The organism is Stomatobaculum longum, from assembly GCA_000242235.1.
Classification (GTDB): domain Bacteria; phylum Bacillota; class Clostridia; order Lachnospirales; family Lachnospiraceae; genus Moryella; species Moryella longum.
The window spans coordinates 260,465-281,718 of record JH590861.1; the positions used below are offsets into that span (position 1 = coordinate 260,465).

At 55.6% G+C, this 21,254-nt stretch carries 9 protein-coding genes; all 9 read left to right on the forward strand.

Annotation, left to right across the window (positions count from 1 at the left end; translation table 11 throughout):
- Nucleotides 1-170 precede the first annotated feature (170 nt).
- The 9 genes from HMPREF9623_RS01150 to HMPREF9623_RS01190 all read left to right on the forward strand — a co-directional run bounded on the left by HMPREF9623_RS01150 (nucleotide 171) and on the right by HMPREF9623_RS01190 (nucleotide 21,252).
- Entirely contained in the window at nucleotides 171-11,018 is a 10,848-nt protein-coding gene (locus HMPREF9623_RS01150; protein WP_009532055.1) for an InlB B-repeat-containing protein, read from the forward strand.
- A 154-nt stretch (nucleotides 11,019-11,172) separates the two neighbouring features.
- Complete coding sequence (locus HMPREF9623_RS01155; RefSeq protein ID WP_009532056.1) at nucleotides 11,173-12,573, forward strand: carboxyl transferase domain-containing protein; 1,401 nt, start codon at nucleotides 11,173-11,175, stop codon at nucleotides 12,571-12,573.
- Between the two features lie 13 nt (nucleotides 12,574-12,586).
- Nucleotides 12,587-13,513, forward strand: coding sequence for an OadG family protein (locus HMPREF9623_RS01160; RefSeq protein ID WP_009532057.1), 927 nt, complete (start codon nucleotides 12,587-12,589; stop codon nucleotides 13,511-13,513).
- A 56-nt stretch (nucleotides 13,514-13,569) separates the two neighbouring features.
- Entirely contained in the window at nucleotides 13,570-14,022 is a 453-nt protein-coding gene (locus tag HMPREF9623_RS01165) for a biotin/lipoyl-containing protein (protein WP_009532058.1), read from the forward strand.
- 43 nt (nucleotides 14,023-14,065) lie between these two features.
- Nucleotides 14,066-15,217 carry a sodium ion-translocating decarboxylase subunit beta gene (locus HMPREF9623_RS01170; RefSeq protein WP_009532059.1) on the forward strand — a complete coding sequence of 384 codons (1,152 nt, stop codon included), beginning with the start codon at nucleotides 14,066-14,068 and terminating at the stop codon, nucleotides 15,215-15,217.
- 50 nt (nucleotides 15,218-15,267) lie between these two features.
- Nucleotides 15,268-16,680 (forward strand): oxaloacetate decarboxylase subunit alpha, encoded by a 1,413-nt coding sequence (locus HMPREF9623_RS01175; RefSeq protein WP_009532060.1) that lies wholly within the window; start codon nucleotides 15,268-15,270, stop codon nucleotides 16,678-16,680.
- A 95-nt stretch (nucleotides 16,681-16,775) separates the two neighbouring features.
- Nucleotides 16,776-18,638 (forward strand): hypothetical protein, encoded by a 1,863-nt coding sequence (locus tag HMPREF9623_RS10735; protein ID WP_009532061.1) that lies wholly within the window; start codon nucleotides 16,776-16,778, stop codon nucleotides 18,636-18,638.
- A 262-nt stretch (nucleotides 18,639-18,900) separates the two neighbouring features.
- Nucleotides 18,901-20,733 (forward strand): cadherin-like beta sandwich domain-containing protein, encoded by a 1,833-nt coding sequence (locus tag HMPREF9623_RS01185; RefSeq protein ID WP_009532062.1) that lies wholly within the window; start codon nucleotides 18,901-18,903, stop codon nucleotides 20,731-20,733.
- 132 nt (nucleotides 20,734-20,865) lie between these two features.
- Nucleotides 20,866-21,252 (forward strand): GntR family transcriptional regulator, encoded by a 387-nt coding sequence (locus HMPREF9623_RS01190; protein WP_009532063.1) that lies wholly within the window; start codon nucleotides 20,866-20,868, stop codon nucleotides 21,250-21,252.
- The last annotated feature ends 2 nt before the right edge of the window (nucleotides 21,253-21,254 follow it).

Below are 21,254 nucleotides of genomic sequence, written 5' to 3' on the forward strand. Positions count from 1 at the left end.
AACCACCCGTTTTACGGGTGAGGGCGATTGTGCTTTTTTGTATACTTGCTTCAAATCATTACTTTCGGTTGAAGAAAACGAAAAGAAAAGTTAAAATAATTTTAAAAATATATACATGAATGCAAGTCGTTTTCAGAGAGCTTTGCGTGTGATACAGGTGGGAGGTTTCCATGTTGAAGGGATGTCGGAAGTTCGGAAGACGGGCCCTGGCCATTTTGACAGCGCTGGTCTTGACCCTCGAGGGAATGCCGTTACAAACGCTGGCAGCCGTTGGGAGAGACAGCTATATTCCCTTGGTTCGGAGTCAGGATGAGGACGAAGATGAGGATTTTACCGAAGACGCAGAGCTACTGGATGACAGACCGCTTGGTGCGCGGATGCAGCTATTTTCCACGGGAGGCTTGCGTGCCTCCGGTTCAAATGCGTCTATGAGTAATGCGCTGTTTGGAAATAGGTTGCTCGCAACCCCCTACAGTGCGTTCCGACAGGCAGCGGGCGGTTATGCCCCGTGGACAGGGGCGGTAGAAGACGGCACCATCACAGCGGGAAATAATTACTTGAAGCTCGATCCCGCAAATGCGGTATTCCATACCCCAGCGGATTTTGTAATCGGCAAATTTAATTCGAGAACCTTCAGCGTGCAGTTCGCATTCCGTCCGAGTGAAATTTCGGACATAGTTCGCAATAACCTTGTCATGGAGCTCTGGATTCCGGCCGGCTTTGATCTGAGCGGGACGCCGAGCTTGACCGGAGTGAGCTTTTCTTCGCGGCGTCTTGCAGACGGAAGCTGGCTGCTGACCGCAAAACCGGATGCGACCACGGCAAGCGTCAGCGGACAGATTACGCTTGTCCAGGATGCAAATCGGCTGATTAAGGAGCTCCCGCTTTCGCAGGGGGAGTTTCCGTTCCGCATGCGCTTAATTAACAACTACGGTTCTACGAATCCGGCACTGCCGCCTACCCTCTATACGGTGGACAGCGGTGATCACGATAAGACCGCAGACCTAACCCTGAATACACCGGCGGCAAATCCGACGATGACGTTCAGTAATCCCTCGGACAGCTATACCTTTATGCCTGGCGAAATCGGCGGTGTTTGGCAGGTTTCGGCTGCGAATCCCACGGGAGCCAAGGTCGGACGTCGCATGATTTCCATCAGCAACTATGAGACATCTGCGGCAGACGCCGCTTTGGCAGCACTGGGCACAGGAAACCTGATCGGAAACGGCTACAACGGCAACAACCCGGTCTGGTTGCGAAAGGGGCTTGAATTTAAGGTCCATAAGACTGAGGGCTATCTCGGCGAGAATGCGAAAATTCATATGACGCTACCCGGCGAGGGCACGCAGTTTGAGCAGGGCGGAGTCGTGGTCTGGATGTACGAGACCGATGATGGCGTCAAGCTGCCTTGGACCAGACTCGGCAACTATCAGGATGCGCCCACCCCGGCTACCCGGGATGTGGTCGTAAATCTGCGCCAGCTCTATCAGACCTTTAGCAGCAATAAGTATGCGGAGGCAGTCAGTGGCTCGGGACTCAGCTACATAGACCTCTTCCGAAAGCCCGGCACCTTCCACCTGAAGTATTATCCGCTGGTGTACTATAACCAGCTCTATCAGGGAGACTGGACCAACACCAGCTATACGGCTGCCGCAGGCTCCTACATTGAGTACGCGGACAACAGTGTGTATGGCGGAACCAGGCAGGACAGCGGTTCTCCGCTGCAGTTCCATTTCATTCAGGGAACAGATCCGGTTAAAATTAAAACCTCGAATGACACCTTGGATCTGACCTACGGCGGAGATTATTACCAGTATCCGCTGAATGCCGTACCGCAGTACAGTGCGATATCGCCGGAGTACATGGATTCCCAGGAAGTGAAGGCCGGATTCCGTTTTGACGACAGCAGCGATGCCTTCAAGATTCAGGATGATCTATCCATTACCTATGATTTCGAGGAAGCGCTCTCACCGATTTGGTTGAATCAGCTCGGTCTTGCGCCGGAATACGGCCTTGGCTACCGCCTCTATGTAAAGGACGCGCAGACCGGGCAGCTTGAAATTCGCACCTTAGTACCGGGTAATCTCTACCCGGGCTATACCCCGGAGACCATCCAATACGGCGGACAGAGCGTCACCGAGACCGTCATCGACGGAAGCGGAATGGAGGATTATACCTTTACCGATGCGAATGTCGCTGGCAATAAGAAGTACATCGCTAGGGTGGAGGTCTTCAAAAAGGAGTATGAGTACAACCACCGTGGTAGCTTTACCTTCTGGAATGTATACAATGCCGGAAACAAAAAGAACTGGTTCACGTTCAAGCTGCGCGCCTATCATCATCGCCTCTCGGACGGCACGGACATTCCGGACAACTATGAGGCCAAGGTGCAGCGAAAAGTAGGCTCCCGACAGATTCTCGCAGAGAACGGCGGACAGCCCTTCGAGCGGGAATTTAAAATCAGAACCCGCCATCTGACGGATGACATTCAGTCAAGAGCCGTGGGCGGCGGCTTGATGGAGGTAAACCGCCATGCCGAGATCAACCGTCTTGGTGCCTATCGCATCATCAAGAATCCGCAGACCATGGACTACAATGTGGATGCAAACGGTGATGCGATTGCCTTCGGACAGCCGAATTACGATCCGGTGGTCGTGGAGATTGCGGGCGATGCCATCACCATCACGGAGTATCTCGAGAAGGCAGATTTGCGTCTCCTCGGTGTCTGGGACAGCGCGGGGAACTACCATGACCTGCAGCAGGCAGGCATCGATCCCGAACTGCCGGCGTTCCTAAAAGACGGTATCTCGATGTACTCGGATACCGCATTGAGTGTCTTTTCGAATGCCAACGACAACGGAAACTTCGGTGGTAAGGTCTATGACTTAAACGCTGTTTGTCAGGCCCTCGGAACGCCCTATGCGACAAAGATTGTCATGGCGGCGGATCAGGTCAATGCCTTTAAGACCAGCATGAACGGCGGCTTTCAGGAGTACCGTTTCTTTTTGCAACGCGTCTATCCGGGGCATTTGAACTATGACGCTGTGGTCGGAACAAACGGTTCGGCCGATCTGCCGAAGCAGCTTGACTTTACGAGCATGATCTATTGCCTCTACAGCGACTATAAGAGCGAGCAGGTGGATCACAACCCGGCACAGGATAGCACCGTTCACGGGCTGAGTCAGTACCACGGTTCCGCAAGAAAGAGCAGCGCCAAGTCGGCGACCCTGGTGGTCGGAGATGCAGCTAAGGGGATTTCGGTCCTGGATCAGGACTACTATGTGAATCCCTGGTCTCAGGCGGAAAAAACACATTTCGGAACCCCCTTCTTGATTCCGGGAAGAGTCACTCATCTTGACCCTTCGCGTTATCGGGTAAATAGCGTTGCACAGGCCTTCCATGTAGCGGGAGAACTTCCCGGCCATCGTGAATATGAACTCACCCGCATTCAAGTCGACAACACGGGGGTGGCTTGGAATCGAAATGATATTCCTGAAATCTCGTACCAAAACGCGAGCATCGACTTTGCGGGTACGAGTCCGCAGCTGCTCTCGCTCGTCAATGCTGTGAGCTTTGACCTTCAGTCGCCAAGTGTATACCAGCCTTTCATTCTCGATGCGACACTTTCGGACGGTACGGTGAAGCACATTGAAGATACGGCATATTACCGCTACATGTCGACCGCAAAGGGCCGCATTCACTATGTGATACCCGGGGTTGATGTGAAAAACGGTCCCTATATCACAGCAATCAGAGTGAGCTTTCCCAATGAGCTGAACTGGGGAAACAATCAGGCGAAGATGGAGTATTTCACAGGGACGAGCGGAAACCATCGGCTGCCGAGTGTCGGTCTCTCTCTGGTGGAGCAGGACATTCCGAAGAAGTATCCGGGTACCACGATTTCGGTCGGCTCGCTCAGCGAGAAGGATACCGACGCAAGCTATGACAAGCTGACGGTCAAGGCAAAGCTGCACTACGAGAACATCTACGGCGAGAACCTGACGACAGATCTCTCGCATTTTGCGACAGAGGGTGCCAGCAACCGCATTGCGGTGCAGCGCGTGGACATCCCCTACTTCTCGAATCAGCTGGGATATGGAAGTACCAACACCTATCAGGGACGTGAACTCACGGTCAGCGGAAATCTGCCCTTCGGCGTATCGGCTGCTACCAGACAACTGGTCGCAAATAAAAGTCTCGGTGTCCGCCCGACCTATTATATAAAGGTCGATAAGAGCTTCACCTATGTTGATAACACGGCTGTGGTGAAGGGCTTGCGCCCGAATCTCTCCGGAGTCGGAATGGGATGGTTTCCGGTCAGTAATCTTGGCGTGAACTTTATCCCTGCGGGTACCGGTGCAGGACAGTCCGGACATGCGGATTACGGCATTCTGGTGCTCTCGACCGACCAGGCGCTGGACAGTGAAATTGCGGTTCCCGGGCAGAATGTGGGCAACGGCTATTCCGGCTGGATTTACAATGTGAGCTTCAAATTACAGGCGGACTATTCCGCGGATCCCGTCACCCTCAGGCCAATTCCGGGCGCTTGGCTTGACACCAAGTTTGACGCAAACCGCGACGGCAACGGTGGAAATTCCAAGGGTGTCGAGGTCGAGACTACGAACGACAACAACCAGCTCGTGCAGGATGCGCCCCGCGGCACGCTCTACGGCAACGCGACCTCCGCAAAGGCGGGAGCGAGTGCCAATGAGGCAGAGATGCTCTACGCCGCGAACTTGGTGCCGCACAAAATCAATCAGGTGACGGCACTCGGTCTGCTTGCCCTCGCACAGGCATCGAAGCCCTTCCAGGAGAGCTCGAACCGCGTGACAAGCAGAGATCTGGACAACAACCCGAACATCTTCAGCGCGAAGGTATTTCTGACCAGTGACGACACAAGTCCTACCAATGACTGGGAGATTTATATCCCGGTGCCGAAGGCGGGAGAGCAGTACAGCTATCAGAGCGGCGGTGTTGCGCAGACCACGGCGGCGGCACAGTATTCAATGGATTACTATGACATTGATACTACGACTCTCACAGGCTTAAACTATACAGTCTCTTATACGACGGATCCTAACCCGGCGGTGAACGGCTATACCAGTGCCAAGGCGGCTGCCTGGAGTTCAGTAAAACCTGCTGATGCGGACATCACGATGGTGAAGTTGAGTGTGAGTACGATGCCGGCCGGCAAAAAGGCCTCGGTAACGCTTCGCTACCAGCTGCACGGGAGAAAGAAAAAAATCCTCAATCAAATGGATGCGCTTGTCGCCTACGGAAATTTCCGCATGGGAACGAGCCCGACGCTCTTTTACGGTGCGAACGGCCAGGCGAGCAATAAGCTAGAGTACCTGCTCTCCGATCTCACGCTGAGCGGCATTGCGTTCCAGGAGAATGACTTTAATTCTCTCTATGACGCCGGAACGGACAGCTTGCAAAGCGGTGTCCGCATGGAGCTCCTGGAAGCCGACGGCGTAACGAAAGTGTTGCGGCATGACAATAATCAACCCTATTTCGGAACGACGAATGCGAACGGTTACTACGTGCTCTATGTGCCGCATGAGGGCAACTGGGTTGTGCGGGCGGACGCTTCTTCGCTGAGCCCCGTGAGAAAGCTTGTGAAGAAGGATCAGGGCACAAACCCGGCAATCAGCTCCCGCTTTGACCGGACGACAAATCTGGCGGCGGTCACGGTAAACGCAAACGTTCCGGCGGGACAGTATACCTTGCTCAATGTGAACGCGGGCTATTATAACCTGCCGATCCTGGATCTCGCGGATCAGATTCTCCATGTCGGGGATGCTGCCTCGACTGTGACGCCGACCCTCACAAACCCGGCTAACCCGGCGGTGAATTATTCCATTTTGACGGGCGCGCCGACGGATCTCGTCGCGGTGAACGGAAGCGGCGCGGTGAGCGGCAGCCTGACACCGCAGAAGACCGGTGTCACGACCCTGCTCCTAACAACGGACGACGGCTACGGCGAGCTCATCCGGAAAGAAGTGAAGTTAACGGTCTGGGCGGATGTGAGGTACGACGGCAACGGAGCGGACAGCGGCAGCATCTCCGCAAACGGGGCGCGCCTCTACCCCTCTGTGACAAACGGGGGAACGGATGCGCACACGGATGAGACGACGGCAAAGAGCTCTGCCGGAACGGCAGGCGTAGACACACAGCTGGTCCGCGCGGGCTACTACTTTGACGGCTGGAACACAAAGCCGGACGGCACCGGCACCGCATATGCGGCGGGTGCTGCGATCAAGACCGGAAAGATTGACGGTGATTTAACGCTCTATGCGGTCTGGAGACCGGTGACCCCGGCGAATGACAGCTTTAACATCGAGAAGCTCTTAAAGGGAGACTACGGCCTGCTGCCGGACAGCCAGAGTGCACCGCTTCTCACGGAGAACTTTAAGTTCACCTTGACCGGCACCTCCTTTACGGCCGCAAATGTCACGGCAGAACCCATGCCGACAGGTTCCGCGAAGGAGAGTTCCCGCGACGAGACCCCGGGTCAGAATCCGGTGGTCAAGTACACGCTTTCGAGTGCGGACCTCTCGCTGATTACCCCGGGTTCCCCGGTGTTGACCGAGAATGCAACGGCGGGGGCTACCTTCCCGAGCGGAAACTTCAGCTTCACGATGCCCGGCACCTATGTTTACACCCTCAAGGAAGAGGCGGGCAGCGCACAGTACTACGGTTATAACTCTCGCGTTTACACGATTACCTATGTGGTGACACAGAGCGGCAGCGGTCTCGGCAATGCGCTTAGTTTTGTTCGGACGATTAGCTACCAGGATCCTGTAAGCGGAGCGGCGGTTAATGTCCAGACAGCAAGCTTTGAAAATACCTATCAGCTGCCGCGCTACACAGTCAGCTTCGATCCGGATCAGGGCAGTTTTACGCCCCCGGCCCAGACGCATCGCTACGGCGATCGCGTGACGGAGCCGCCGGTACAGAACAATGCGGCAGGCGTAGCGACCTCCCCGGCGGGAGATCGCTACGGCTATCACTTTAAGCACTGGAAGGCGGCGGACGGAACCCAGTTCCAGTTTGTGAACAGCTCGGTGCGCGCAAACTTCACCCTGACCGCAGTCTGGGAGATCAATACCTACCCGGTACAGGTGCTCGACTCTGCATCGGCAGACGCGCCGCATGCGAACGAGGTTATCTTTAACAACAGTGGGGCACAGATGGCGCACGGCACGCTGCTGAATGCGCCGACCGCGCCGGAGAATAAAACCGGCTACCACTTTGACCACTGGGAGAACGACGCGGATCACAGTACCTTCACCTTCGGAAACCCGGTCACGGGACCGCTCACCGTGCGTGCGGTCTATGCGCCGAATGCATACACGGTGAAGTACGATAAGAACGCGGCAAGCGCATCTGGAACGACGGTGGATTCCGCGCATGTCTATGATCAGTCGCGAGCCCTCACCGCTAACGGCTATACGAACCCCGGCTACTACTTTGCGGGCTGGAGCCGCACGGCGGGCGGCACGACGGTCGACTTGAACGACGGCGACAACGTGCTGAATCTTACAACACAGAACAACGGAACGGTGACGCTCTATGCAATCTGGCAGCCGGTCGCGCCGGTCAGCGATAGCTTCGACGTGAGTAAGCTCCTCTTCGGAGACTTCGGTGCGCTGCAAGGCGGCGAGACCGCACCCCTGGTGCCGGATACCTTCCGCTTTGTCTTACAGTCCGTCACGACCCCGACAGGCACAACAATGGTGCTTCCGGCAGTGCCGGGCGGCGGTGCCGCTTCGGGCATCACGGTGACCCCGGGGGCGGGAACTATGGGCTATGCGCTTCCGAGCGCGCAGCTGCAGGTTCCGGCAGCGGGCAGCGCAGCGGCGACCGCAGGAGCGGCCGCGGTTGCAAACTTCCCGGCGGGTCTCTTTACCTTTAGCTACCCGGGTACCTATGTCTATACCCTTAAGGAGACCGCGGGCTCCGCACAGTACTACAGCTACGATCCCGCTGTCTACACGATTACCTTTACGGTGACGCAGAGCGCGGGCGCACTCGGCGCGGGAACGGGAAATTCCCTCACGGTGACGAGAAGTATCACGAAGCAGAGCGGCGGTGCGAGCACAGCGGCGACCGAACTGCGGTTTGAGAACCGCTACACCTTGCCGCGTCTCACGGTGCAGTATGACGCAGAGGGCGGCAGCCATACCCCGGCAAACGAGAGCGTGCGCTACGGCGATTATGCAACCGTGCCACCGGTTCAGAACAATGCAGCGGGAACCCCGACCTCCCCGGCGGGAGAGAAGACGGGCTACCACTTCCTCTACTGGACGGATGCGGCGGGAACGCAGTTCCCGTTTGGCTCGACGCCGATTCATGCGAACACAACTTTGCATGCGAAGTGGGAGATTAACCGCTACATCGTAACGGTGCAGGATGCTCCGGACGCGGATACGGGGCACCAAAACAATCAGCTTGCGCAGCATAACAATGTGGCGCACGGCGACACAAGCCTTACGGCACCGGTGCAGCCGGAGAACAAGACGGGATACCATTTCGATCACTGGGAAGATCAGAACAACACGGCTTATACCTTCGGATCTCCGGTGACCGGCGATACGACGATACATGCGGTGTATACGCCGAATACGTATACGGTAGTATTTGAGCCGAACGCAGGCGGGACTACGGTGAACGGCAACATGCCGAACCTCAGCATGACTTATGACACGCCGCAGAACCTGCCGCCGAACGGTTTTGACCGCCCGGGCTATCAGTTCATGGGCTGGGACACGAGTCCGACAGCGACCACACCGGCTTATTATGACGGCGTCTCGGTCAACAACCTGACACCGACCAACGGCGGCACCGTACGTCTCTACGCTATTTGGGCAGCTGTGACACCGTTTGACCACAATCCGGCACTCACAAAGATACTCGGCGGAGAGGCACACCGGACACTGCTGACCGGTGAGACCACGCCGCTGACACCCGAGACCTTCCGCTTTGAGCTGAAGGCTGTCAGCACGACCGCGCCCGGCATGACAACGCTGCCGATGCCGGCCAATGCACACGGCGCGCAGACCTACACCGTGACGCATACGGGGGACGGCACCGAGCAGTTAGGTTCGATTCGTTTCCTGTTTGCGGGTGACTATGTCTATGAGCTCCGCGAACTTGCGGGCACTGCGCTTGCGGGCAGTCCGGCGGCGGCACAGGGCAGTTACACGTACGACACGGCAGTGTACCGGCTGACCTATCACATCACGCAGGCCAGAACCGTGATGAACGGCAGCGTGACGGTTGAAAAGCAGACGGCGGGCGGCACTTTCTCGGCACCGGTTGCATACGGTACCGCAACGGAGCCCAGCTTTACGAACGATTACCTTCTGCCGCGCTACACCGTGAGCTTTAACGCAAACGGCGGCAGCGTGACCCCGGCACCGCAGATCATTGTCTACGGCGACCCGGTGATTGCACCGCCTACGGTCGGCGACTCTCCGGCGGGCAGTCGCACCGGTTATACCTTTACAACCTGGCAGAACCCGGACGGCAGTCCGGCGAACTTTGCGACACCGGTGACCGGAAACCTGATTCTGACAGCCGGCTGGACACTCCGCCACTATACCGTGACAGTGCAGGATGCGCCGGATGCGGATCCGGGCCATCAGAATGCGGTCATTTCTCAGGATACGAATGCGGTTCACGGCAGCACGCCGACCGAGACCGCGCGTCCGGACAACAAGACGAATTATGTCTTTGATCACTGGGCAAAGCCGGACGGCTCTACTTACAACTTTGACGAGCCGCTGACAGGGGATCTCACGATTCACGCAGTCTACCGCCAAAAGCGCTATACGGTGCGCTATGATTCCGGAACGCCGTATTCAATCGGCAGCATGACGGATTCGCACTTTGGCGGCGGAGATACGAATCCGTTGTCACCGAATCAGTATGCGCGCCCGGGTTATACCTTCGGCGGCTGGAGCCGCACACCCGGCAGCAGTACGACAGACTTCACGGACGGGCAGCCGGTCACGAACGTAACGACTTCGGACGGCGCGACAGTCACACTCTACGCGGTCTGGGTGCCGGCAACACCTGCGGTCCTTCACGACCCGCCGGTGCAGAAGATCATTACCGGCGGAACACCGCACAATGCGGGAACCTTTACCTTCCTGCTCCGCGCGGTCAGCACGACAGCACCGGAGGCGGCAGGGGTTCTCCCGATGCCGCTCGCGGCGGGAGGCAACCAGGAGATGCAGCTCGAAATTCAGGGCGCGGGAACCGGAGAGTTCGGAGACATCAGCTTCCGGCTGCCGGGCACCTACGTTTACGAAATCTCCGAGCTGCCGATCGGCAGACGCGGATTCAGCTTCGATTCGGATCCGGTGACCGTCACCTACGTGGTCACGCAGACAGGTTCTGTCCTCAATGCGACCCGGACCATGGAAAAGAGAGGCCAGACAGTGACCGGGGCGGTCTTCACGAACGAGTTCGAGAAACCGAACTACATCGTGAGCTTTGACGGCAACGGCGCTTGGAGACCATTCGAGAGCCAGAAGGTACGCGAAGGCCGGACGGCGAGTGAACCGATCCGAAAGCCGGTGCGAAGCTACGGCAAGTTCATAGGCTGGTACCTGGACGGACAGCCCTACGACTTCAGTCAGCCGGTCTACGACGACATCACGCTCTTTGCGATGTACGACGACTCCGACAGCGACAACACGTCCGGCGGAAGTGGCGGCGGTCGCGGCGGAAGCAGCAGCCGCGGCAACGGCAGAGGCAAGCACATCGCGCCGACACCGAGCGTAAACATTGCGACCACGCCGACACAGAGCGGCGATTCCGATACGACGGACAAGCTGAATAACGCAGATCCGAACAAACGCGCAGCGAATACCGATAAGACGGAAAAGCTTGACAGCAAGAGCGGCGGTCGCAGAAAGAAGCAGACAAGCGGCGACAAGAAGAGAAAGCGTCGCCTTCCGAAGACAGGAGAAGTCGGATTTACGGAAAAGTACAAAGCGTGGGAGTGAGCCCCGAAAAAAGCGCTACATCTTCCGCAGAACGATAGCAGATATCGAAAAAGGCAAGTACTTCAGAAGCGCCGAAGTACTTGCTTTTTTTATGCAAAACTTCTAAAATATGTACGATGACAATCGGCTAAAATTGTATAACGGAGGTTGCAATATGAGTCATATCAATGATTCGACGGCGGCCCGGAGAATCCGCGAGATACTGGATCAGGACAGTTTCGTGGAGCTCGGCGCTTATGTGACGGCGCGGAGTACAGACTTCGGCGCAGCTTCTGAGGAAGCATCGTCGGACGGCGTCGTGACCGGTTACGGAACCATCGACGGCAAACTCGTATACATCTACGCACAGGACCCCGAGATTTTCGGCGGCTCCGTGGGTGAGATGCACGCGAAGAAGATTCGACGGCTGTATGCATTCGCAGTCAAAATGGGAGCACCGGTCATTGGACTCATTGACTGTGCCGGTGTGAGACTTGCCGAGGCGACGGACGCACTGTTTGCGTTCGGTTCCCTCTATCGTGAGCAGGCACTCGCGAGCGGCGTGGTCCCGCAGATTCAGGCGGTATACGGTCTCTGTGGCGGAAGTCTTGCGGTCAGCGCGGCACTCGCTGACTTTACCTTCATGGAAAAGGATGCCAAGCTCTTTTTCCATGCGCCGAATGCAATCTCCGGCAACACCGAGGCAGAACTCGACACAGCATCGGCGGAGTTCCGGAGTGAAGAGAGCGGTACGGCGGATTTTGTCGGCACGCAGGAAGAAATTGCGGCAGGGATTCGTGCGCTGGTCGGTATTCTTCCGTCCAGCAACGATGACGATGATACCTACGGTGACTGCGAGGACAGCCTGAACCGCCTGGTTCCGGAGGTCGTGCAGGCTTCCGGTGCGGGCGTGCTTCGCGCGATTTCGGATGACGGTTTTGTCTGTGAGCCGGGACAGCACTACGGCTGCTCGGTGACCACAGCATTTATTCGTCTGAACGGTTGCACGGTCGGTGCGATTGCGGCGGCATCCGGAGAAGTCTGTTTCCGCGGCATCGAGAAAGCGGCGCGCTTTGCAAAATTCTGTGACGCGTTCAGCATTCCGCTCCTCACGGTCGTGAACAGCGCGGGCTTTGAGAAGACGCTCTGCAATGAGAAGCGTCTGCCGCAGGCGGTTGCGGCATTGATTAACGCCTATGCAGAGGCAACCGTACCGAAAGTGACACTGCTGAACGGCACGGCACACGGTCTGCTGGCAAATGTATTTGCGCCTCGGGCGGTCGCAGACATTGTTTATGCTTGGCCGAATGCGGAGCTGGCGCTGATCGATGCCGGCGCTGCCGTCAAGATTCTCTACGCTTCCGAGCTTGAAAAGGCTGAGAATAAGACCGCTTTCTTCGAAGAGAAGAAGGCACAGTATCTGGAGAAGCAGGGATCGGCGATGAGCGCGGCAAAGCGCGGCTATGTCGATGATATCATTGCACCGGAAACGACGAGAAAGCGCGTTATCGCAGCCTTTGAGATGCTTTTCACGAAGAATGAGGAAATTCCTGCCAAGAAACATGGCACGGTCTGAGCGGGGTGTCGGGATGAAGCAGAGAATAAAACAGTTTCTTCTCACCGTAGCTCTGTGCCTCACGCTGGCAGTTCTGATTCCGTTCTCCGCTTTTGCGAAGATTGACCAGAAAGTACTGGATTCCGCAGAACAGGGCGCTAAGAAGAATATCAGTACCATCATGAGCTTCGATGAGGCTATGCTGCAGAATTACATTGACCAGTTTGAGGCAAACGGCGAAACCAAAATGGCAGACGGCTTGAAAAGCTGGCAGACCATTCGGGAAGATGTCGGTGATGTGACCGCGGTGGATGATGCCGTAGCCAAAGAAGTGGATGACGACAATATTCTGGTCACTGTCAAGGCGCACTGCGGTGATCGTGAGGTCGTTGCGCACCTTGGGTATCAGGTTTCGAGCGGTGATATCACCGAGCTGAATTTCAGCAAGGTTGAGACGCTCGGGGAGAAATTCGAGAGCGCCGGGCTCAATCTGATTATCGGAATGGGTACCGTCTTTGCGGTATTAATTTTCATTGCCTTCCTGATCAGTCGTTTCAAGTACATTCACGATTGGGTGAGCCGGAAAGAGGCCATCGAGAAGGAAGAAAGGGAATATAAAGAGAAGGTGGCTGCGATTCAGCGCATGCCGAAGAGCGCCAAGAATGTCTCTAAGCGAATCAGTGCGGAGCAGGTCAAAGCGGCACAGGTGCCGGAAGGCACAAAAGTGCAGTGCATCTCCGCGCCGGAAGAAACCGCGGTTGAAAGCGAATCCGTTCCGGCTGAGACGGTCGCCGTGCTGGCGGCAGCTGTCGCAGCAAACGAAGAGCCGCAGTTAGATTCACAGATGCTCGCAGTTCTGACAGCGGCAGCACTTGCGGCAGAAGGGGAGGACCCGGGACCTGACGGTCTGGTTGTCAAATCTCTCAGAAGACGCGGCAACAGCAAGAGAAGAAGACATTAAGAGATACAACACAGCAATTACACACATCTCAAGGATAGACTGAGGAGGAAAATACAATGAAGAACTATACCATTACCGTGAACGGACAGGTTTATGTTGTGCAGGTTGAAGAGGGCATCACCGCAGCGGCACAGGGCGCACCGGTTGTGACGATTCCGGCGGCACCGGTATTCCAGCAGGCAGCGGCACCGGCATTCCAGCCGGCGGCACCCGCACCGGTAACACCGGCCCCGGCAGTAGCACCGGCTCCGGCGGCAGCACCGGCTCCGGCAGCAGCACCGGCCGGCGCTGCAGGCAGCATCACAGTCGAATCCCCGATGCCGGGCAAGATTCTGAGTGTCGAGAAAAAGGTCGGCGACAGCGTTGAGGCTGGCCAGACCATCATGATTCTTGAGGCAATGAAGATGGAGAACGAGATTGTTGCTCCGGAGGCAGGTACCATTGCGAGCATTAATGTGAGTGTCAATCAGTCCGTAGAGGCAGGCGAGGTGCTGGCAACTTTGAATTAAGCGGGCAGTGCCGGACGGCACCCCAAAGAGGAGAGAAAATAAGATGGCGTATTTAACCAATACATTCAGCAATCTTATCCATCAGTCCGCATTTTTCTCCATCACATTCGGAAACCTCATCATGATTGCAGTGGCGCTTTTATTCCTCTATCTTGCTATCGCAAGAGGATTTGAGCCATTACTCCTTGTTCCGATTGCGTTCGGTATGCTTCTGGTGAATATTTATCCTGATATTATGCTGGATCCGGCAAAGTCTGCTGACGGTAGCGGCGGACTTCTGCACTATTTCTACCAGCTCGATGAATGGGGAATTCTTCCGCCGCTCATCTTTATGGGTGTCGGCGCGATGACGGACTTTGGCCCGTTGATTGCGAATCCCATGAGCTTTTTGCTCGGCGCAGCGGCGCAGTTCGGTATCTACGCGGCATATCTGCTGGCAGTTCTGCTCGGCTTTAACGGCAAGGCGGCAGCTGCAATTTCGATTATCGGCGGCGCAGACGGCCCCACCTCCATTTTCCTTGCGAACAAGATGGGGCAGAGCGAGTATCTCGGTGCAATCGCAGTGGCAGCGTACTCTTACATGTCGCTGGTTCCGATTATTCAGCCGCCGATTATGCGTCTGCTGACGACAGAAAAGGAGCGCAAAGTCCGTATGGCACAGCTCCGTCCGGTCTCGAAGCTCGAAAAGATTCTTTTCCCGATTGTCGTCACGGTGATTGTGAGCTTGTTGCTCCCGACAACTGCGCCGTTAATCGGCATGCTGATGCTTGGCAATCTGTTCCGTGAGTCCGGCGTCGTGAGACAGCTGACGGATACGGCAAGCAATGCACTGATGTATATCGTAGTCATTTTGCTGGGTACTTCGGTCGGTGCAACGACCAGTGCAGAGGCCTTCCTGAAGGCAGACACACTGAAGATTGTCTTCCTCGGATTGGTCGCATTTGCCTTCGGTACCGCAGCCGGTGTTTTGCTCGGTAAGTTGATGTGCAAGCTGACAGGCGGCAAGGTGAACCCGCTGATCGGTTCGGCCGGTGTTTCGGCGGTGCCGATGTCCGCGCGTGTCTCCCAGAAGGTCGGCGCCGAAGCAGATCCGACCAACTTCCTGCTGATGCATGCCATGGGACCGAACGTAGCGGGTGTCATCGGCACGGCAGTGGCAGCCGGAACCTTCATGGCCATTTTCGGTGTGAAATAAGCGCAGCATGAAACTATCTTTCGCGTGAGACAAGCGCAAGGAGAATATAGATGAATAACGAGAAGAAAAAACCGGTTCAAATTTGTGAGACCGTGCTTCGCGACGCGCACCAGTCTCTCTTTGCAACCAGAATGACGACAGAGGAGATGCTGCCCATCATCGATAAGATGGATGCAATCGGTTATCGCTCGGTTGAATGCTGGGGCGGAGCGACGTTTGACTCCTGTCTTCGCTTCCTCCATGAGGATCCGTGGCAGAGACTACGTCTCTTAAAGCAGGGCTTCAAGAACACTAAGTTGCAGATGCTGTTCCGTGGTCAGAATATCCTGGGCTATAATCATTATGCGGATGATGTGGTCGAGTACTTCGTACAGAAATCCGTCGCAAACGGTATTGATATTCTTCGCATTTTTGACTGCCTGAATGATCTCCGCAATCTGGAGACGGCTGTCAATGCCTGCAAGAAAGAGGGCGCGGAAGCACAGATTGCGCTGTCTTATACCCTTGGAGATGCCTATACACTCGAATACTGGGTGGGACTGGCAAAGCGCATCGAGGAGATGGGGGCGGATTCCATTTGCATCAAGGATATGTCCGGTCTTCTGACGCCGTATGAAGCGTATGACCTTGTCAAAGCCTTGAAGGAGTCTACCAAACTGCCGATTGATATTCATACACATTACACCTCCGGTGTGGCATCCATGACCTTGCTCAAGGCAATTGAGGCGGGAGCCGATATCATTGACACGGCAATTTCGCCGCTTGCGCTCGGAACCAGCCAGCCTGCGACGGAAGTTATGGTACAGACTTTAAAGGGTACGCCCTATGACACCGGACTCAATATCGAGAAGCTCTCTGAGATTGCAAAGTATTTCACCAAGATTCGTGAGAAGTACATCGCAAACGGCCTGCTTAGCCCGAAGCTGCTCGGTGTCAACATCAATACGCTGCGCTATCAGGTGCCGGGTGGTATGCTCAGCAACCTCTTAAAGCAGCTCACCGAAGCACATAAAGAGGATTTACTCCCGGATGTGCTTGAAGAAGTGGCGCGTGTTCGCAAGGATTTCGGCGAGCCGCCGCTGGTTACGCCGTCCTCTCAGATTGTCGGTACGCAGGCGGTCATGAATGTTCTCATGCACCAGCGCTATAAGATGGTCCCGAAGGAGTCCAGAAAGCTTGTGATGGGTGAGTTCGGACAGTCTGTGCGTCCGGTGAATCCGGAGATTCAGAAGCAGATTATCGGTGATGAGAAGCCGATTACCTGTCGTCCGGCAGATTTGATTCCGCCGCAGCTTCCGAAGTTTGAGGAAGAAGTCGGACCGTGGAAGCAGCAGGAGGAGGATGTTCTCTCGTATGCACTGTTCCCGCAGGTCGCGCTTGATTTCTTCAAGTATCGGCAGGCACAGCAGAGCGGTGTGGACATGAACAAGGCAGACACGGCTAACGGCGTTTATCCGGTCTGATCGGAGCTATGAAAACGACTGCCGCACTGGAGTGTTTTCTTCGGGGCGGCAGTTTTCTGTATTTCTCGAGGAATGAGAGAGAGGAATGAAGCGCAGTGAAAGGAAAGAGAGCAAGGCGAATCGCGCAAGCCGGGATTTTGATTTTGAGCCTCTTGACGCCGTTTTTACCCACACAGGCGTCACAGTGTTTTGCGGCACAGAAGAGCGATGCACAATTCGAGCAACAGCTCGCGGCGGAAGGGTTTCCGGAGTCCTACAAAGATAAACTGAGAGAACTTCACGCAAAATACCCGAACTGGGTATTTAAAGCACAGAAGACGGGGCTCAGTTGGCAAGAAGTTGTGCGGGAAGAGAGCAAGATAGGTAGAAACCTGGTACATACAACGAGCAAAGACAGCTGGAAGTCGAGGGACGGTGCGGCTTATAATGCGGCGACCAATAGCTGGAAGGGATTTGATACGAGTGCCTGGGTTGCTGCAAACTCAAATATCATCAGCTATTATATGGATCCCAGAAACTTTCTGGACAGTCGCTATATTTTTCAGTTTCAGACCCAGGGATATGATCCGGACAGCCAGAATGCAGAGGGGGTCCGCATGCTCGCATCCAACACCTTTTTAAGCAGCACCGGTCTGTCGCCTGCGCAGTCGACCGACAGCAGTGTAAGCAAGGCGGCAAGTACGACTGCTCCCGGTTCCGGAAATAACACAGGGACGACAGCTTCCGGCGGTGGCAGCACACAAGTTGCGAGTGCAAAAGGGAAGAGCCCGAGCGCTGTGACTTGGACAGCGCCCGGCACTCCGAGAGACAGCAAGAAAGCCGTGGTCGGGGCCGCACCGCTTTCGGCGGAAGAACAACAGCGCAAAGCAAAGGAGAATGCCACCCAACCGGCTGTCGTGACACGCGGTGATACAGGGAGCGCCAAAAAAGAAAAGGCCATCGGTATTCTTGCGGGGGCGCCGCATGACAAGCTGGTTAATCCGGAAGACACTGCTTCGGCCGACGAAGAATCTGCGGCGGAGCAGTCTGTAACCGCAGCGGCGGAAGATACAGATAGCACAGAGCTTCAAGCCGACGTGGCAGAGACAGACAGCGTAGCGGAAGCAGAAACCGCAGCGGAAGCGGAGTCTGCGGTGACCGGAGAGACAACAGAAGCCGACCTGTCTGCCGAAGAGCAGGGCGCATCGGAAACGGCGGATGCATACGAAGCCGCAGAAGTCACTGCTTCCGGCGAGAGTACAGGAGAAGCACCTGCGGCAGTGGAAGATGTTGCACCTTATCAGCTCTTGGAAGAAGAGAGCGAAAATCAGCAGTTCGGGGGCGATGTACAGGCGGTTATCCGCCGTAGCGCAACCGGTGCTACCGCCAACACAGGTAAGACGGATAACCGCAACAGCGGAACTCTGTCCGGCGATGGCAGCGGATCGAATCCGAGCGGCGTGGATTACATCACAACGATTATGACGGCTGCAAGCAGTTCGGGTGTGAACCCGTATGTCCTGACGGCAATGCTGATTCAGGAACAGGGAAGAACCGGCGGCAGCGGTCTGATCAGCGGAAAGAACCCGAAATTCCCGGGCTTCTATAATTACTTTAATGCGCAGGCCTTCCAGGACGGCGATAAGACGCCGACCGAGCGCGGTCTCTGGTGGGCAAGCCAGGTAGATGCGACCTACGGGAAACCCTGGGATACACCGGAGAAAGCAATCATCGGCGGCGCGAAATATTACGGCGACAATTATCTGAAGAGCGGTCAGGATACGTTCTACCTGAAGAAGTTTAATGTCACGGCAAAAGGACGTTACGAGCACCAGTATATGACCAATGTTCAGGCGGCAGCGGAGGAGGGAAGAAAGCTCGGAGAAGCTTATACGGAAGCACTCAAACAGAAAAAGCATACCTTCCGGATTCCGGTCTATACGGACATGCCGGAGAATGCGGCGGCACTGCCGAATTAATTAAACTCTGATACCCGGAAGCCTCTGTGAAAGCAGAGGCTTCCGGGTTTTTTTGGATGAGTCGTTCACAACAATTCACAAGAAACCGGCAGCAACGCTTTTGGCGCTTAACCCTATTTCACTGCTGTAACACATGTATGGTAATCCTACAAAATATCGAGCGGACAGGCAGGGGGTAGCTTGTATATAATCAGTGGTTTGTGCTAAGATAGTACAGATTATATTTCCCGGTGAGCGGGACGGAAAGAGAGGCAAGCACAGAATGAAGCGAAGAAGCGTGACACGGGGAATCCTTTGTGGCACAACGGCCGCGATGTTCAGCGCAATGTTACAGCTGAGCGCCTTTGCCCTGAGCGCAAACATTCAGTTTTCTGACCCGAGCGCCAAGGTTGGCGAAGAATTTACTGTTTCTATGCACGTGCAGGGTGACAGTGCGATTTCCAATACGGACATTGTTCTCAGCTATGACAGTGAAAAGATGGAGTTTATAAGCGGAGACAGTGCAAGCGGCAGCGGCGGTGAGCTGACGGTCAAGAACAGCGGCGGTGAGGGAAAGTCCGATGTTTACTACAGCCTTCGGTTTAAAGCGTTAAAGGACGGCTCGGCAGCGGTACAGGTGAAAAGCGCCAAGTTGGCGGACAGTAACCAGGAGGCAACCATCGCGCATCAGGGAAGCGCGGCAATCACCATTGCCGCGGCCGATGCTACGGCGGGAAGCAGCGCGGCCGAGACCGCGGCGGCACCGACGGAAGCGACCGGACCTCTCAGCAATCTGAGTTTGAATCCGGGCACTTTGACGCCGGCATTCAGCGCAGGCAATACGGCTTACACCGCAGTGGTCGGGGAAGAAGTCACACGCATTGCGGTCAATGCGGTGCCGGCGACAGAGGGAGCGAAGGTCAATGTGACCGGAAACGAGAACTTAAAGCTCGGCGAAAACAAGATTGAGGTCAATGTGCTTGGCAGCGATAACAGTGCGCTTGGTACCTATACGATTATCGTGACCAAACAGCAGGGTACGACACCGGAAACTGCGCCGATTGAAGACAGTACACATGTGACCATCGGAACGACAAGTTATACCATTGCGGACAGCTTTGATCAGGCTCTGCTTCCGGCAGGCTATGAAAGCGAGAGCTTTATCTACGGAGATCGGACGGTACAGGCAGGTAAGGGATCGGACGAGCATCTGCATCTGATTTATCTGCTCGCAGACGGCGGAAGCGGAAATCTTTATTTTTATGATGACACGAGCAGAACTTGGTCACCTTATGTACAAGTCGGCGCGACAGCCAAGGCAGTGTCGGTTGTTCCGCTGCCGGAGGGCGTTGCGGTTCCGGAGGGACTTCTGGTCAAGCAAGTCACGCTGAACGGGAAAACCGTTGACGGCTACATCGGTCAGAAGGATCAGGGACAGAATTACTGCGTGTTTTACGGTATGAACAGTAAGGGGGAGAAGGGGTTTTACCGCTTCGACCTGCAGGAAAAAACATTACAGCGCTATTTTTCGGGCGACGGCGCGGGACAGAGCACCGCGGAGCAGCTGAGAGCGCAGTACAAGGTTTCGCACCGTAAGATTGTGGGACTCACCTGTGCACTGGTACTTGCAATCGGAGCAGCTATCTACGCGTTTCTTCGCGGTGCGCGTCGAAAGTCGCCGGAACTTGCCGAGCGAGAGCGCCGGAGAGCCGAGCGAAAGGCTGCGCGCGCGGCGGAAGAATTGCTGCAGCGTCAGGAACAGGAAGCCCTGCAGAAGACAACTTCCGAAGAAGTGGAGAGCCATACGGAAGAAGTACTCGCAGGCGCAGCGGAACAGGCAACGGAAGCCGAGGAGCCTTCTCCGCAGCAGCCGGAAGAAATTGTGCTGGCAGATGATCAGGTCGCAGTGGTTCCGCCGGAAGATACAGCTGCCGATTCTGCGGCGGACGATCTCGGCGCTACGCGGGTGTTGCCTCAGCTTGATATGAGCGAACATGTGAGAGAAACGCTGGAAGAAGCGAGAAACACGGCAGATGCCATCACTGCACAGGCACAGGCGGTCAACGGGAAAAAGAATACATCCGGAGATGAAGTGTTTGAGGATATCGATCTCTGATTTTCAGAACGAAGGGCGGGCAGGTTGCGAAGCGCAGCTTGCACCGCTCTTTTTTCTCGGCATGGTTCTGATTGACGGCCCCGGAAGGCTGTTATATAATCAGTGTAACAGTTTGAGCAGAGAGGTGTGGATATGAAATTATGTATTGATTTTAACAGCGATGAAGCTTTTTATATCCAGCTGATCAACCAGATTATTCTTGGCATCGCGATGGAGCAGCTCCACGAAGGAGATTCTCTTCCCTCCGTGCGTCAGATGGCAGATTTGGTCGGCATCAACATGCATACCGTCAACAAAGCGTATACGATTTTGCGCCAAGAGGGCTTCATCAAACTGGATCGGCGGAGAGGTGCCGTCATCTCCATCGATGTGGACAAACTGCGTGTAATTGAGGAGATGAAACGGGAACTTTCCGTATGTCTGGCGCGCGGTATTTGTAACGGTGTGAGTCGCAGTGAGGCTCACCAGCTGGTAGACGGTTTGTACGACGCTTTCAGTAAGTGTGAAGCGGAGGAGTGAGT